This window comes from Saccharopolyspora galaxeae, assembly GCF_016526145.1.
Taxonomy (GTDB): Bacteria; Actinomycetota; Actinomycetes; order Mycobacteriales; family Pseudonocardiaceae; genus Saccharopolyspora_C; species Saccharopolyspora_C galaxeae.
In genome coordinates this window covers 195786-209135 of sequence record NZ_JADDUE010000006.1, presented here as the reverse complement: position 1 = coordinate 209135, position 13350 = coordinate 195786, and the positions used below count along the sequence as shown (strand labels likewise).

Genomic DNA, 13350 nt, shown 5'->3' with positions numbered 1-13350 from the left:
TCAGTCGCGCGGGACCTCGGGCGAGGAGCCCTGGTCCAGCCCCACCGCGCCGAGCACGCGGGAGTCCGCGTCCCGCTGCGCCGCTTCCCGGTCGGCCTCGGCGCGCGCCGTGCGGTAGTCGGCGAGGATGCGGTTCTGCAGCGCGAACATCTCCCGCTCCTCCTCCGGCTCCGCGTGGTCGTAGCCCAGCAGGTGCAGCACGCCGTGCACGGTCAGCAGGTGCAGCTCGTCCAGCAGCCCGTGCCCGGCCTTGCGCGCCTGATCGCGGGCGAACGCTGGGCACAGCACGAGATCCCCGAGCAGCGCGGGCCCGGAACCCGCCGAGTCCGGGCGCCGCGACGAGTCGTACTCGTCCATGGGGAAGGCCATCACGTCGGTCGGACCGGGCAGGTCCATCCAGCGCTCGTGCAGGTCGGACATCACGTTCAGCTCGACGAGCACGATGGACAGCTCGGCGAGCTGGCTCACGCTCATCCGGTCCAGCGCGTAGCGGGCGACCGAGACGATGGTGCCCTCGTCGACCTCGACACCGGATTCGTTGGCGATTTCGATGCTCATGCTCGTTCCCGGAACTGGCCGCCGCGGCCGGAGCGGCCGTGGCGGGCGAACTGCTGCTCGGCCTCGGCGTCCTGGCGGGCCTGCCAGCGGTCGTAGGCGTTGACGATGTCGGTGACCAGCTGGTGCCGGACCACGTCCGAGCTGTCCAAGTTGGCGAAGTGCACGTCCTGCACGCCTTCCAGGATCTCCCGGACCACGCGCAGGCCGCTGCGCTGCCCGCCGGGCAGATCGACCTGGGTGATGTCCCCGGTGACCACGATGCGGGAGCCGAACCCGAGGCGGGTCAGGAACATCTTCATCTGCTCGGGCGTGGTGTTCTGCGCCTCGTCGAGGATGATGAAGGCGTCGTTGAGGGTGCGCCCGCGCATGTAGGCCAGCGGCGCCACCTCGATCGTCCCGGCCTGGGTCAGCCGCGGCACCGACTCCGGGTCGATCATGTCGTGCAGCGCGTCGTACAGCGGCCGCAGGTACGGGTCGATCTTCTCGTAGAGCGTGCCCGGCAGGTGGCCCAGCCGCTCACCGGCCTCCACGGCGGGACGGGTGAGGATGATCCGGTTGACCTGCTTGGTCTGCAGCGCCTGCACGGCCTTGGCCATCGCCAGGTAGGTCTTGCCGGTGCCCGCGGGACCGATGCCGAAGACCACGGTGTGCTCGTCGATCGCATCCACGTAGCGCTTCTGGTTCAGCGTCTTGGGACGGATCGTGCGGCCGCGCTTGGACAGAATGTCCAGGTTGAGCACCTCGGCGGGCGACTCGTTGTCGTCGGCCGAGAGCATCCCGACCACCCGGCGGACCGCGTCCGGAGTGAGCTGGTCGTCCTTCGACACGATCTCGACGAGTTCGCCGAACACCCGCTCGGCGAAGGCGACCTCGGCCGGTTCACCAGACAACGTGATCTCGTTGCCGCGCGCGTGCACGTCGGCGGTGAGCAGTTCCTCGGCCACCCGCAGGTTCGCGTCCCGGCTGCCGAGCAGGGCGAGCACCGCGCTGTCCGGGACGGTGACCTTGGACTGCACCGACCGCGCTTCCGGCCGGTTCTGCGCGGAGAGTCGCTGGGCGGACATCGCCGCCTGCGGCGCTTCGCCGTTGCGGTCCGGGGCGCCGCTGCCGTCCGGGGCGGTCTCCTGCGGTGGCTCCGCCTGCGGTGCTCGAGCCTGCGGTGCCGGGGCCTGGTGGTTTTCGACGTCCCTGGACTGCTGCTGTCCGGACTGGGCGGGTCCATCCGCTGCGATTCCGGCCACTAGTGTTCGGGCCTGCTTTCTGCGCTGGCGCGCGAGTCGGTCGGTTCTTCCCGACACCGATGGTAGAGCAATCGGCAACGCGGTTCCGCCGCCGATCACGGGTGTTCCGGTGGTCAGCCCTTGAGCGGGCCGCCGGTGAGCCCGCCCAGGTTCTCCCCGCCGAGCAGGTGCAGGTGCACGTGGAAGATCGTCTGGCCCGCGTCGGCGTTGGTGTTGAACAGCAGCCGGTAGCCGGCTTCGGCGATGCCCTCCCGCTCGGCGATACCGCCCGCGACCCGCACCAGCTCGGCCAGCAGGTCCGGATCGGCCGTGGCGAGTTCGGCGGCGTTGCGGTACTTCGTCTTCGGCACGACCAGCACGTGCGTCGGCGCCTGCGGGTTGATGTCGCGGATCGCGTACACGCGCTCGCTGTCATGCACCACATCGGCCGGGATCTCGCCGGCCATCATGCGCAGGAACAGGGAGTCCTGGTCGTCGTCGCTCATGCTCGCCAGGCTATCCGCGCGACCACGGCGACCCCGCGGGCACCCTGCGCACCGCGCAGACCCCCGGGAACCCAGGACCAGGCCGCTGCTCATCCCGGGGGTGCTGCGCCGCAGCGAGGCTGGGGGTGGCCGACTGCGGCGCAGCCTCGCCGGACCGAGGGGGGAGGTTGTCCGGCGAGCGTCCCTGCGGAGGCTCGCTGCACGAGCCATGCGGTGGACGGGTCCCCAACCCCCGTGCACGTCGCAGGCACACACGGTAGCCCTGCGTCACCCGTCCGCGCTACAAAACCCGGAAAACCGTCTCGATCTTGTCGATCAGCGGTGGCCGAAGGACTTGAACCGGGAGAACAGCCCTTGCCGCTGTCCGTTGCCGCTCGCGCTCACGGTCGGCTCCGGCTGCTCCTCACCGCGCAGCGAGGCCAGCTTGCGCAACAGCTCCCCCTGCTCGTCGTCCAGCTTGGTCGGCACCTGCACATCGAGGTGGACGTGCAGGTCACCGTGCCCGCTGACCCGGCCGTTGGAACGCAGCTTCGGCAGTCCGCGCCCGGACAGCACCCGCTCGGTGCCCGGCTGGGTGCCCGGCTCGACGGTGATCTCCTCGCTGTCGTCGAGCGTGTCCAGCGTGATCACGGTGCCCAGCGCGGCCGCCGTCATCGGGACTTCGACGTTGCAGTGCAGGTCCGCACCGTCGCGCACGAACCGCTCGTGCGGGAGTTCCTCGACCTCGACGAACAGGTCGCCCGCCGGACCGCCGCCGGGCCCGACCTCGCCTTCGCCTGCCAGCCGCACCCGCATCCCGTCGCCGACGCCCGCGGGGATCTTGACGGTGATGGTGCGCCGCTCGCGCACCCGGCCGTCACCGCCGCACTGCTGGCACGGATCGGTGATGACCTCGCCGAAACCACGGCAGACCGGGCACGGCCGGGACGTCATGACCTGGCCAAGGAACGAGCGCTGCACCGACTGCACCTCGCCGCGGCCACCGCAGGTGTCGCAGGTGGAGGGCGCGCTGCCCGCGCGCGACCCGCCGCCGTCGCAGGAGTCGCACAGCACCGCGGTGTCCACGGTGATGTCCCGGTTCACGCCGCTGGCGCACTCCTCCAGCGTGAGCTCCAGCCGCAGCAGCGCGTCCGAGCCGGGCTGCACCCTGCTGCGCGGGCCGCGGCCGCCGCCTCCGCCACCACCGGAGCCGCCGAAGAAGGCGTCCATGATGTCGCCCAGGCCGCCGAACCCGGCGAACGGATCGCCGCCCATGCCGCCACCGGCCTCCGCGCCGCTGGCCATCGGGTCGCCGCCCAGGTCGACTACCTGCTTCTTCTTCGGGTCGGAGAGCACCTCGTACGCGGTGGTCACCTCGCGGAAGCGCTCCTGGGAGCCGGCTTCCTGGTTGACGTCGGGGTGCAATTCCCTGGCGAGCTTGCGGTAAGCCCGCTTGATCTGCTCCGGCGTAGCGTCCTTGGCCACCCCGAGGGTCCCGTAATAGTCCCTGGCCACCTTGTACGTCTTCCTCTGCTCGGTCTACGAGTTCGCGCGGGCGATCCGCGCCGGCTGCGTCACCGGCCCGCCAGGATCTCACCCACGTAAGCTGCAACGGCACGGACCGCCGCCATCGTTCCCGGATAGTCCATCCGGGTCGGGCCGACGACCCCCATGCCTCCCAGCACCATCCCATGCGTGCCGTAACCGGTGGACACCACCGACGTCGTCTGCATCTCCTCGGCTTCGTTCTCCATCCCGATGCGCACGGTCACCGTGCTCGCGTCGCGGGAGGCCGCCAGCAGCTTGAGCACCACGACCTGCTCCTCCAACGCCTCCATCACCTGCCGCAGCGAGTTCGGGAAGTCGGCGACGTTGCGGGTCAGGTTCGGCGTGCCGCCGAGCACCATGCGTTCTTCGGGGTGCTCCACCAGCGACTCGATGAGCACGCTGCTGACCCGCGTCATGGTGTCGCGCAGTTCGGGCGGGGACTGCTCGGGCAACTCGGCCACGGCCGCCGAGGCGTCCGCGAGCCGCTTCTCGGCCATCGCGTGGTTCAGCACCCCGCGCAGCCGGGACACGTCCTCGTCGCCGATCACATCGCCGAGGTCGACCATCCGCTGGTCCACCCGGCCGGTGTCGGTGATCAGCACCAGCATCAGCCGCGCCGGGGTGATCGTGACCACCTCGACGTGCCGCACGGTGGAGCGCGCCAGCGTCGGGTACTGCACGACCGCGACCTGCTGGGTGAGCTGGGCCAGCAGCCGCACGCTGCGGCGCATCACGTCGTCCAGGTCCAGCGCGCCTTCCAGGAACGCCTGGATCGCACGGCGTTCGGCGGTGGTGAGCGGCTTGATCTCGTGCAGCCGGTCCACGAACAGCCGGTAGCCCGCATCGGTCGGGATCCGGCCCGCGCTGGTGTGCGGCTGGACGATGAGGCCTTCCTCTTCGAGGGCGGCCATGTCGTTGCGCACGGTGGCGCTGGACACTCCGAGGTTGTGCCGGTCGACCAGCGCCTTCGAGCCCACGGGTTCGTTCGTCGACACGTAGTCGGCCACGATGGCCCGCAGGATCTCGATCCGGCGTTGATCGGCGTTCACCCAGTCACCTCCTCGTCGCCCGGTTCGCACCCGCCGCCATCGAGTTTACGGTCCCGGAGCCCTTGATCCGAAAGCCGCGCACGTTCGCAACACCTTCCACCAGGGCACCAAGGCCCTTGCGGGCGAGCCCGCCCGAAAGTGGTACCAATGCCCGCACCATTCTCGGTACCATCATCACATGGCTCTCAACTTGCGCCTTCGTCCCGAGGCTGAGCAGGCACTTCGCGAGGAAGCAGAACGAACCGGACGCTCGCAGCAGGAGCTGCTGCGCGCGGCGCTCGATGAGTTTCTCGGTTTGTCCCAGCCCGAAACCCCGCACCACGAGTGGGAGCACTTGATCGCCTCCGGCAAGGTGCTCCCGCCGCGCGGTGCATATCGCAAAGTCATCCCGACGAAGACACTTCCGGAAGGTCAGCGCAGCATCGACCTGCTCGACCGAGACGACCGGCTCTGATGCGCGTTTACGTGGACAGCAGCGCGCTGCTCAAACGAGCGATCAAAGAAGCCGAGTCCGAACCGCTCGCCGAGGAGATCGATCGGCTCCACCGGGACGGCACACTGCTGCTTTCCGCTTCGCTGGCATGGACCGAGGTTGCTCGCGCACTGCGCACTCGTGCCGCTGCCTCGTACCAGGAGATGGCCGAGGACCTGCGACAGGCCATGCTGGGCATTGCCGAGCACCCGTTGGACGCCGAGATCATGAATCTGTCCCGCCGGATCGAACCGAACCAGCTCCGTTCGCTTGACGCGATCCATTTGGCGGCCGCGATCGCGGTCGACGCCGACTTGATGATCACCTATGCCGCTCGGCTGGCCGAAGCCGCCGATGCGAACGGCATACCGGTCAGCGCTCCTTCTTGAGCAGCGCCCGTTCCGTCCACTGCGTCCGCCCGCTCACAACAACCGCTGCACGACCGCGTCGGCAAGCAGGCGGCCGCGGTCGGTGAGCACGCAACGGCCCGCGCGCAGCGCGTCCGGCAGCAGCAGGCCGTCCTCGGCGGCCTGCTTGGCGGCGACCGCCCCGTCGGCGTCCAGCGCTGCGACCGGAAGCCCTTCGGCGACGCGGAGTTCGAGCATGATCCGCTCCACCCGCTGGTCCTCGGCATCGAGCACTTCCCGCGCCTGCGCAGGCGAGGCGCCGTCGGCCAGCAGCGCCGAGTAGCGCGCGGGGTGCTTGACGTTCCACCAGCGCACCCCACCGACGTGGCTGTGCGCGCCGGGTCCGGCGCCCCACCAGTCGCCGCCCTGCCAGTAGCCCAGGTTGTGCCTGCAGCGGGCGTCGTCATCGGACGCCCAGTTCGAGACCTCGTACCAGCGCAAACCGGCCTCGGCCAGCTTGGAGTCGAGGATCTCGTAGCGGTCGGCCAGCACGTCCTCGTCCGGCATCGGCAGATCCCCGCGGCGGACCTTGCGGGCCATCGCGGTGCCGTCCTCGACGATCAGCGAGTACGCCGAGACGTGGTCCACGCCCGCTTCGAGCACCGCGTCCAACGAGTCCCGCAGGTCCTGGTCGGTCTCCCCCGGCGTGCCGTAGATCAGGTCGAGGTTGACGTGGCCGAACCCGGCCGCCCGCGCCTCCTGCGCAGCCGCGACCGCCCGGCCGGGGGTGTGGCGGCGTTCCAGCACGCGCAGGACGTGTTCGGCCGCCGACTGCATTCCCAGCGAGATCCGCGTGTAGCCGGCTTCGCGCAGGCCCGCGAAGAACTCCGGCGAGGTCGATTCCGGGTTGGATTCGGTGGTGACCTCGGCGTCGGCGCGGAGGCCGAAGGACGACCGGATCGCATCGAGCACGGCGCCGAGCCGTTCGGCCCCGAGCAGCGAGGGGGTACCGCCGCCGACGAACACCGTCTCAGCACTCGGGACGGCCGAGTCGCCCGCGTCCAGCACTCGGGCACCGAGGTCGAGTTCGGCGCGCAGCCCGTCCAGCCAGTCCGCGAATCCCGCCGCGGACCCCAGCTCGTCGGCGGTGTAGGTGTTGAAATCGCAGTACCCGCAGCGGGTGGCGCAGAACGGGACGTGCACGTACACGCCGAACGGCCGCTGCCCGAGATCGGTCAGCGCGCCGACGGGCAGTGCACCGTCGGTCGGGGCCGGTTCACCTGGTGGTGGCTGCGAAGGCACCCTTCCAGTGTCCCAAAGCCGGATCCCGGCGCCGGGGTGCGCCCGAGTTTGACCCTCGTCTCACTATTCGGCTGATCATGGACCACAGGATGGACCCGTGGCACGCTGACCTGTATGGGTGCGCCCGCAACTAGGCTTCTGCTGGTCGCCCGCCGCTACGTGGACCTGCGGCGGGTGTCCAGCGCGCTTTGCCGTCGCCAGGGCTGAACCCGCCGCCGCGTTTTCGAACTGTCCAGTCGGCGCCGGGGAGACGCCGACTGCGGACACCTCCGTTGGACCCGCACGGCGTCGAACCGCGCCTGAAGTCCACCACCACGGAGGTCCGGCCATGGCCCCTTCGACGGAAGCTCCGAGCCGCACCGAACGCCGCACCCCGGCCCGCAAGGGCAAAACACGTGGTGAGGGGCAGTGGGCTCTCGGCTACCGCGAGCCGCTGAACGGCAATGAGCGGTCCAAGAAGGACGACAACCCGCTCAACGTGCGCCAGCGCATCGAGAACATCTACGCCCACCGCGGCTTCGACTCCATCGACCCCGCCGACCTGCGCGGGCGGTTCCGCTGGATGGGTCTCTACACCCAGCGGGCCGAAGGCATCCCCGGTGCCCGCACCGGCACGATCCAGCCGGAAGAGCTCGACGCCTCGTACTTCATGCTGCGGGTGCGCGTCGACGGCGGCGCGATGACCACCGAGCAGCTGCGGGTCGTCGGCGAGATCTCGCAGACCTACGCCCGCGACACCGCCGACATCACCGATCGGCAGAACATCCAGCTGCACTGGATCCGCATCGAGGACATGCCCACGATCTGGCAGAAGCTGGAAGCCGTCGGGCTCTACACCACCGAGGCGTGCGGCGACTGCCCGCGCGTGCTGCTGGGCTCGCCGGTCGCCGGGGTCGCCGCGGACGAGATCATCGACGCGACGCCCGCGATCAAGGAGATCACCGACCGCTACATCGGCGACCAGTCGCTGTCGAACCTGCCGCGCAAGTTCAAGACCGCGATCAGCGGCTCACCGCGCTGGGACACCGTGCCGGAGATCAACGACATCTCGCTGGTCGGCGTCGAGCACCCGGAGCACGGCCCCGGCTTCGACCTGTGGGTCGGCGGCGGCCTGTCGACCAACCCGAAGCTGGCGGTGCGGCTGGGCGCCTGGGTGCCGATCGAGGAGGCCGCCGAGGTCTGGCACGCGGTGACCAGCGTGTTCCGCGACTACGGCTACCGCAGGCTGCGCAACCGGGCGCGGATGAAGTTCCTGGTCGACGACTGGGGCGCGGAGAAGACGCGGCAGGTCATCGAGGACGAGTACCTCGGCCGCAAGCTCATCGACGGCCCGGCGCCGGAGACCCCGGGCGGGCACCGCGACCACCTCGGCGTGAACCCGCAGCAGGACGGCAACTTCTACGTCGGGGTGAAGTCGCAGGCCGGGCGGGTCAGCGGCGCCACGCTGATGGAGGCCGCCAAGGCCGCCGAGCGGGTCGGTTCCAGCCGGGTGCGCACCACCGTGGAGCAGAACCTGCTGGTGCTGGACGTGCCGCAGCAGCAGGTGGAGGGCCTGGTCGCGGACATGGCGCAGCTGGGCCTGCACACCACGCCGACGCCGTGGCGGCGCAACGTGATGGCCTGCACCGGCATCGAGTTCTGCAAGCTGGCGATCGTCGAGACCAAGCAGCGCGCCATCGACCTCATCAACGAGCTGGAGCAGCGGCTCGAGGACATCCAGGGCGACGTGCGCGACCCGGTGACGATCAACCTGAACGGCTGCCCGAACGCCTGCGCCCGCACCCAGACCTCGGACATCGGCCTGAAGGGCCAGATGGTGCGCGACGAGGAGGGCAACCAGGTCGAGGGCTTCCAGGTGCACCTCGGCGGCGGGCTCGGGCTGGACGCCGGGTTCGGCCGCAAGATCCGCGGGCACAAGGTCACCTCGGACAAGCTGGGTGACTACGTGGAGCGCCTGGTGCGCAACTACCTCGCCCAGCGCACCGACGGCGAGCGGTTCGCCCAGTGGGTCGGGCGCGCCGAAGAGGACGACCTGAAGTGAGCGCGCAAGCCGCCCCGGAAGGCCGGGCGGTCCCGTTCTACTGCCCGTACTGCGGGGACGAGGAACTGATCCCGGAAGCCGAACCGGCGGGCGCCTGGAAATGCCAGGCGTGCCTGCGGGTGTTCACCGTACGGCTCGTCGGGTTGGCGAGCGGCTGAGGAGACGGAGACTCATGACTGTCGAAACCACGGACATCGGAGTTCGCCGCAGCGATGCCGAGCTGCGCGCACTGGTCGACGAAGCCGCGCCGCGCCTCGCCGAGGCCAGTGCCGAGCAGGCGCTGCGCTGGGCGGCGGAGACGTTCGGCGACGGCCTGATCGTCGCGTCGAACATGCAGGACGCCCTGCTGGTGGACCTGGCCGCGAAGGCCAAGCCGGGGGTGGACGTGCTGTTCCTGGAGACCGGCTACCACTTCGCCGAGACCCTCGGCACCCGCGACGCGGTGCAGCAGATCTACGACGTGAACATCGTCAACGCCCAGGCCGAGCAGTCGGTGGCCGAGCAGGACGCCACCGAGGGGCCGAAGCTGCACGACCGCGATCCCGGCCGGTGCTGCTTCCTGCGCAAGGTGGTGCCGCTGCGCAACACGCTCGCCCGCTACGAGGCGTGGGTGACCGGCGTGCGCCGGGTGGAGGCGCCGACGCGCGCGAACACGCCGATCGTGACCTGGGATGATCGCAACAACATCGTGAAGATCAATCCGATCGCGGCGTGGAGCGATGCCGATGTGGACGCCTACATCGCCGAGCACGGCGTGCTGGTGAACCCGCTGGTGCCCGCCGGTTACCCGTCGATCGGGTGCGCGCCGTGCACGGCCAAGCCCGCGCCGGGCGCCGACCCGCGCAGCGGCCGCTGGGCGGGGAGCTCGAAGACCGAATGCGGGCTGCACGCCTGAAGCGGCGGGCCGCCCACCGACCACCTGACGCGCAAAGGACGGGTATGACCGCCGAGCAACAGATCGAACTGCCGGAGGACCCGGCGGGGGCGGCGGAAGCGCCGCCGCAGGTCGACAACCTGGACGCCCTGGAGTCCGAGGCCATCCACATCTTCCGCGAGGTGGCCGGGGAGTTCGACAAGCCGGTGATCCTGTTCTCCGGCGGCAAGGACTCGACGGTGCTGGTGCACCTGGCGCTGAAGGCGTTCCGCCCCGCGCCGGTGCCGTTCCCGCTGCTGCACGTGGACACCGGGCACAACTTCGACGAGGTGATCGCGTTCCGGGACCAGCTGGTTTCCCGGCACGACCTGCGGCTCGTGGTGGCTTCGGTGCAGGACTACATCGACGACGGACGGCTGTCCGAACGCCCGGACGGCACCCGCAACCCGTTGCAGACCACCCCGCTGCTGGACTCGATCACGGAGAACAAGTTCGACGCGGTCTTCGGCGGCGGTCGCCGGGACGAGGAGCGGGCCCGGGCGAAGGAGCGGATCTTCAGCCTGCGCAACGCGTTCGGGCAGTGGGACCCGCGCAGGCAGCGCCCGGAGCTGTGGAACCTCTACAACGGCAGGCACCGCGCCGGTGAGCACGTGCGGGTCTTCCCGCTGTCGAACTGGACCGAGCTGGACGTGTGGCGCTACATCCAGCGGGAGAAGATCGAGCTGCCGCAGATGTACTACGCGCACCGGCGCGAGGTGTTCCTGCGGGACGGCATGTGGCTGACCTCCGGTCCGTGGGGCGGTCCGCAGGACGGTGAGGAGGTCGCGGAGAAGACGGTGCGCTACCGCACCGTCGGCGACGGCTCCTGCACCGGCGCGGTTGAGTCCGAGGCCTACACCGTGGACGACGTGATCGCGGAGGTGGCCGCCAGCAGGCTCACCGAGCGCGGCGCGACGCGCGCGGACGACCGGATGTCCGAGGCCGCGATGGAGGACCGCAAGCGCGAGGGCTACTTCTGATCTCGGCGTCCGCACCACGCGCCGCCTGACCGCTCCATCGAGTGCGCACCGCTTCGGCAGAACCGCGGGTCGAGCCGGCAGCGCACCGGCGGCCCGGTCCCCAACTCCACCAGCTACGCAGGAACGATCCCAGGAAGAGACTTCTGATGACCGAGACGACCACGCGCACCGCGCCGGACTCCGGTACGCAGGTGGAGCTGCCGGTGCACACCGATCTGCTGCGGCTGGCCACCGCCGGTTCGGTGGACGACGGCAAGTCGACGCTGGTGGGCAGGCTGCTGCACGACACGAAGTCGGTGCTGGCCGACCAGCTGGACGCGGTGCACCGCGCCAGCGCGGACCGCGGTCTGCAGACCCCGGACCTGTCGCTGCTGGTGGACGGGCTGCGCGCGGAGCGCGAGCAGGGCATCACGATCGACGTGGCCTACCGCTACTTCGCCACTCCGAAGCGCTCCTTCGTGCTGGCCGACACGCCGGGGCACGTGCAGTACACCCGCAACACCGTCACCGGCGCGTCCACGGCGCAGCTGGCGATCCTGCTGGTGGACGCGCGCAAGGGCGTGATCGAGCAGACCCGCAGGCACGCCGCGGTGCTGGCGCTGCTGGGCGTGCCGCGGCTGGTGCTGGCGATCAACAAGATCGACATGGTGGACTTCGACGGCGCGGTGCACGAGCGCATCGCCGCCGAGTTCGCCGAGCACGCCCGCGCGCTCGGCTACACCGACGACGCCGTGGTGACGATCCCGGTTTCCGCGCTGCACGGGGACAACGTCGTGGAGCGCTCCGAGCGCACGCCCTGGTACTCCGGGCCGTCGCTGCTGGAGCACCTGGAGAGCGTGCCGGTCGCGCCGGACCCGTTCGACGCGCCGTTCCGGATGCCGGTGCAGACGGTGATCCGGCCGCGCACCACCGAGTACCCGGACTACCGCGGCTACGCGGGCCAGATCGCCGCCGGAGTGATCGCCGAGGGCGACGAGGTCGTGGTGCTGCCCGCGGGCATCCGCACCCGGGTGTCCAAGGTGGACACACCGGACGGGCCCGCGCCGCGCGCGGCCGCCGGCCGCGGGGTGACGCTGCTGCTGGAAGACGACGTGGACCTGGCCCGCGGAGACCTGATCGCTTCGGCCGAGCCCGCACCGCGGGTCACCGACGAGCTGGACGCCACGGTGTGCTGGCTGGCGGAGAAGGCGCTGCAGCCGGGCGCGCGGGTGCTGGTCAAGCACGGCACCCGGACCGTGCAGGCGATGGTCACCGAGCTGTCGGCCCGCTTCGACGAGCAGCGGCTGGCCAGTGTGGACACTCCGGATGCGTTGCAGCTCAACGAGATCGGCCGGGTGCAGTTCCGCACGGCGGAGGCGCTGCCGGTGGACGACTACGCCGATTCCCGCCGCACCGGCTCGTTCCTGGTGATCGACCCGTCGGACGGGACGACGCTGGCCGCCGGGCTGATCGGCCTGCCGCTCGCTCCGCTGGCCGCGGCCGTCGCGGCGTGACGCGGGTGGTGGCGACATGAGCCCCGGCGCGTTCGGTTCCGGCACGTTCGGGCCCGGCGCGTTCGGGCCCGGGGCCTTCGAGCCCGGCGCGTTCGGCACCGAACCGAACCTGTCCAGCGCAGGCGAAGCCCCCGCGCTGGTCGCCGTGGCGCACGGCAGCCGGGACCCGCGCTCGGCGCGCACCGTGCACGCCCTGCTGGACGTGGTGCGCGCCCAGCGGCCGGACTTGGACGTGCGCACCGCTTTCCTGGACCTGTCGGCGCCGCGCGTCGGCGACGTGCTCGCTTCGGTGCACGCCGACGGTCACCAGCAGGCCGTGCTGGTGCCGCTGCTGCTGGGCAGCGCCTTCCACGCCAGGGTCGACGTCCCGGCGACGGTGACCGAAGCGGCGCAGCGGTTCCCGAAGTTGCGGGTGCACACCGCCGACGTGCTCGGGCCGGACCACCGGCTGGATGCGGCCGCTTGGCGGCGGTTGGCCGAAACCGGTGCGGATGCGGAGGATTCCGGGCTCGGCGTGGTCCTGGCCGGGGTCGGCTCGGCGCACGCCCCGGCGAACCGGCTGGTCGCGCAGGTCGCCGAGCGCCGCGCGGAGCGGACTTCGTGGGCGGGTGCGCGCGCCGCGTTCGCGACCGCGGCCGACCCGGACGTCCCGACGGCCGTCGCGGACCTGCACGCCCGCGGCGCCCGGCGCATCGCGGTCGCGTTCTGGTTCCTGGCGCCGGGTTTGCTGACCGATCGCGTGGTCACCAGCGCGCGCGAGCACGCGCGGGATCCGCTGATCGCGGAGCCGATGGCGGACGCGCCGGAAGTCGCCGAGCTGGTCCTCGCCCGCTACGCCGAAGCGCTCCGGCCGAGCGGCGCGGCCACGGCCTGAAGCTGCGCAACTCCAGCAGAATTACCAGATTTTCCCGGTCGTGCGGAATCCGGCGCAATCGCCGGACC

At 70.9% G+C, this 13350-nt stretch carries 15 protein-coding genes; 9 read left to right on the top strand and 6 right to left on the bottom strand.

Annotated features, from left to right (window positions below):
- The 5 genes from ybeY to hrcA all read right to left on the bottom strand — a co-directional run bounded on the left by ybeY (position 1) and on the right by hrcA (position 4860).
- Positions 1–558 (bottom strand): rRNA maturation RNase YbeY, encoded by a 558-nt coding sequence (ybeY, locus tag INP57_RS15760; RefSeq protein WP_200070972.1) that lies wholly within the window; start codon positions 556–558, stop codon positions 1–3.
- Positions 555–1622 (bottom strand): PhoH family protein, encoded by a 1068-nt coding sequence (locus INP57_RS15755; RefSeq protein ID WP_200071153.1) that lies wholly within the window; start codon positions 1620–1622, stop codon positions 555–557. Before INP57_RS15755 ends, ybeY begins: the two co-directional genes overlap by 4 nt.
- A 290-nt stretch (positions 1623–1912) precedes the next feature.
- Complete coding sequence (locus tag INP57_RS15750) at positions 1913–2284, bottom strand: HIT domain-containing protein (protein WP_200070971.1); 372 nt, start codon at positions 2282–2284, stop codon at positions 1913–1915.
- Positions 2285–2599: 315 nt separating this feature from the next.
- Positions 2600–3778 carry a molecular chaperone DnaJ gene (gene dnaJ / locus INP57_RS15745; protein ID WP_200070970.1) on the bottom strand — a complete coding sequence of 393 codons (1179 nt, stop codon included), beginning with the start codon at positions 3776–3778 and terminating at the stop codon, positions 2600–2602.
- Positions 3779–3837: 59 nt separating this feature from the next.
- Complete coding sequence (gene hrcA, locus INP57_RS15740) at positions 3838–4860, bottom strand: heat-inducible transcriptional repressor HrcA (RefSeq protein ID WP_200070969.1); 1023 nt, start codon at positions 4858–4860, stop codon at positions 3838–3840.
- 178 nt (positions 4861–5038) lie between these two features.
- Between hrcA and INP57_RS15735 the strand changes: the two genes are divergently transcribed.
- Positions 5039–5314, top strand: coding sequence for a YlcI/YnfO family protein (locus INP57_RS15735; RefSeq protein ID WP_200070968.1), 276 nt, complete (start codon positions 5039–5041; stop codon positions 5312–5314).
- 11 nt (positions 5315–5325) lie between these two features.
- A complete protein-coding gene (locus INP57_RS15730) occupies positions 5326–5721 on the top strand; it encodes a PIN domain-containing protein (RefSeq protein ID WP_295144581.1) in 396 nt (131 codons plus the stop codon).
- 33 nt (positions 5722–5754) lie between these two features.
- On the opposite strand, the gene hemW is transcribed toward INP57_RS15730, so the two are convergent.
- A complete protein-coding gene (gene hemW / locus INP57_RS15725) occupies positions 5755–6981 on the bottom strand; it encodes a radical SAM family heme chaperone HemW (protein ID WP_200070966.1) in 1227 nt (408 codons plus the stop codon).
- A gap of 114 nt (positions 6982–7095) precedes the next feature.
- On the opposite strand from hemW, the gene INP57_RS30505 reads away from it, so the two are divergent.
- The 7 genes from INP57_RS30505 to INP57_RS15695 all read left to right on the top strand — a co-directional run bounded on the left by INP57_RS30505 (position 7096) and on the right by INP57_RS15695 (position 13282).
- Entirely contained in the window at positions 7096–7188 is a 93-nt protein-coding gene (locus tag INP57_RS30505; protein WP_367269019.1) for a putative leader peptide, read from the top strand.
- A 121-nt stretch (positions 7189–7309) separates the two neighbouring features.
- Positions 7310–9022: a nitrite/sulfite reductase gene (locus INP57_RS15720; protein ID WP_200070965.1), complete on the top strand. Its 1713-nt coding sequence runs from the start codon at positions 7310–7312 to the stop codon at positions 9020–9022.
- Complete coding sequence (locus INP57_RS15715) at positions 9019–9180, top strand: zinc finger domain-containing protein (RefSeq protein ID WP_200070964.1); 162 nt, start codon at positions 9019–9021, stop codon at positions 9178–9180. The genes INP57_RS15720 and INP57_RS15715 overlap by 4 nt, the downstream gene beginning before the upstream one ends.
- Before the next feature lie 14 nt (positions 9181–9194).
- Positions 9195–9917, top strand: a complete 723-nt coding sequence (locus INP57_RS15710) for a phosphoadenylyl-sulfate reductase (protein ID WP_200070963.1) — start codon at positions 9195–9197, stop codon at positions 9915–9917.
- Between the two features lie 44 nt (positions 9918–9961).
- Positions 9962–10915: a sulfate adenylyltransferase subunit CysD gene (gene cysD, locus INP57_RS15705; protein ID WP_233627636.1), complete on the top strand. Its 954-nt coding sequence runs from the start codon at positions 9962–9964 to the stop codon at positions 10913–10915.
- A gap of 146 nt (positions 10916–11061) precedes the next feature.
- Complete coding sequence (locus INP57_RS15700) at positions 11062–12408, top strand: sulfate adenylyltransferase subunit 1 (protein ID WP_200070962.1); 1347 nt, start codon at positions 11062–11064, stop codon at positions 12406–12408.
- A gap of 16 nt (positions 12409–12424) precedes the next feature.
- Complete coding sequence (locus INP57_RS15695; protein ID WP_200070961.1) at positions 12425–13282, top strand: sirohydrochlorin chelatase; 858 nt, start codon at positions 12425–12427, stop codon at positions 13280–13282.
- Positions 13283–13350: the final 68 nt, after the last annotated feature.

Excerpts from the sequence above, each read along its gene's own strand:
- ybeY (WP_200070972.1), bottom strand. The coding sequence starts at position 558 with ATGAGCATCGAAATCGCCAACGAATCCGGTGTCGAGGTCGACGAGGGC.
- INP57_RS15755 (WP_200071153.1), bottom strand. The coding sequence starts at position 1,622 with ATGTCCGCCCAGCGACTCTCCGCGCAGAACCGGCCGGAAGCGCGGTCG.
- INP57_RS15750 (WP_200070971.1), bottom strand. The coding sequence starts at position 2,284 with ATGAGCGACGACGACCAGGACTCCCTGTTCCTGCGCATGATGGCCGGC.
- INP57_RS15735 (WP_200070968.1), top strand. The coding sequence starts at position 5,039 with ATGGCTCTCAACTTGCGCCTTCGTCCCGAGGCTGAGCAGGCACTTCGC.
- INP57_RS30505 (WP_367269019.1), top strand. The coding sequence starts at position 7,096 with ATGGGTGCGCCCGCAACTAGGCTTCTGCTGGTCGCCCGCCGCTACGTG.
- INP57_RS15720 (WP_200070965.1), top strand. The coding sequence starts at position 7,310 with ATGGCCCCTTCGACGGAAGCTCCGAGCCGCACCGAACGCCGCACCCCG.
- INP57_RS15710 (WP_200070963.1), top strand. The coding sequence starts at position 9,195 with ATGACTGTCGAAACCACGGACATCGGAGTTCGCCGCAGCGATGCCGAG.
- cysD (WP_233627636.1), top strand. The coding sequence starts at position 9,962 with ATGACCGCCGAGCAACAGATCGAACTGCCGGAGGACCCGGCGGGGGCG.
- INP57_RS15700 (WP_200070962.1), top strand. The coding sequence starts at position 11,062 with ATGACCGAGACGACCACGCGCACCGCGCCGGACTCCGGTACGCAGGTG.
- INP57_RS15695 (WP_200070961.1), top strand. The coding sequence starts at position 12,425 with ATGAGCCCCGGCGCGTTCGGTTCCGGCACGTTCGGGCCCGGCGCGTTC.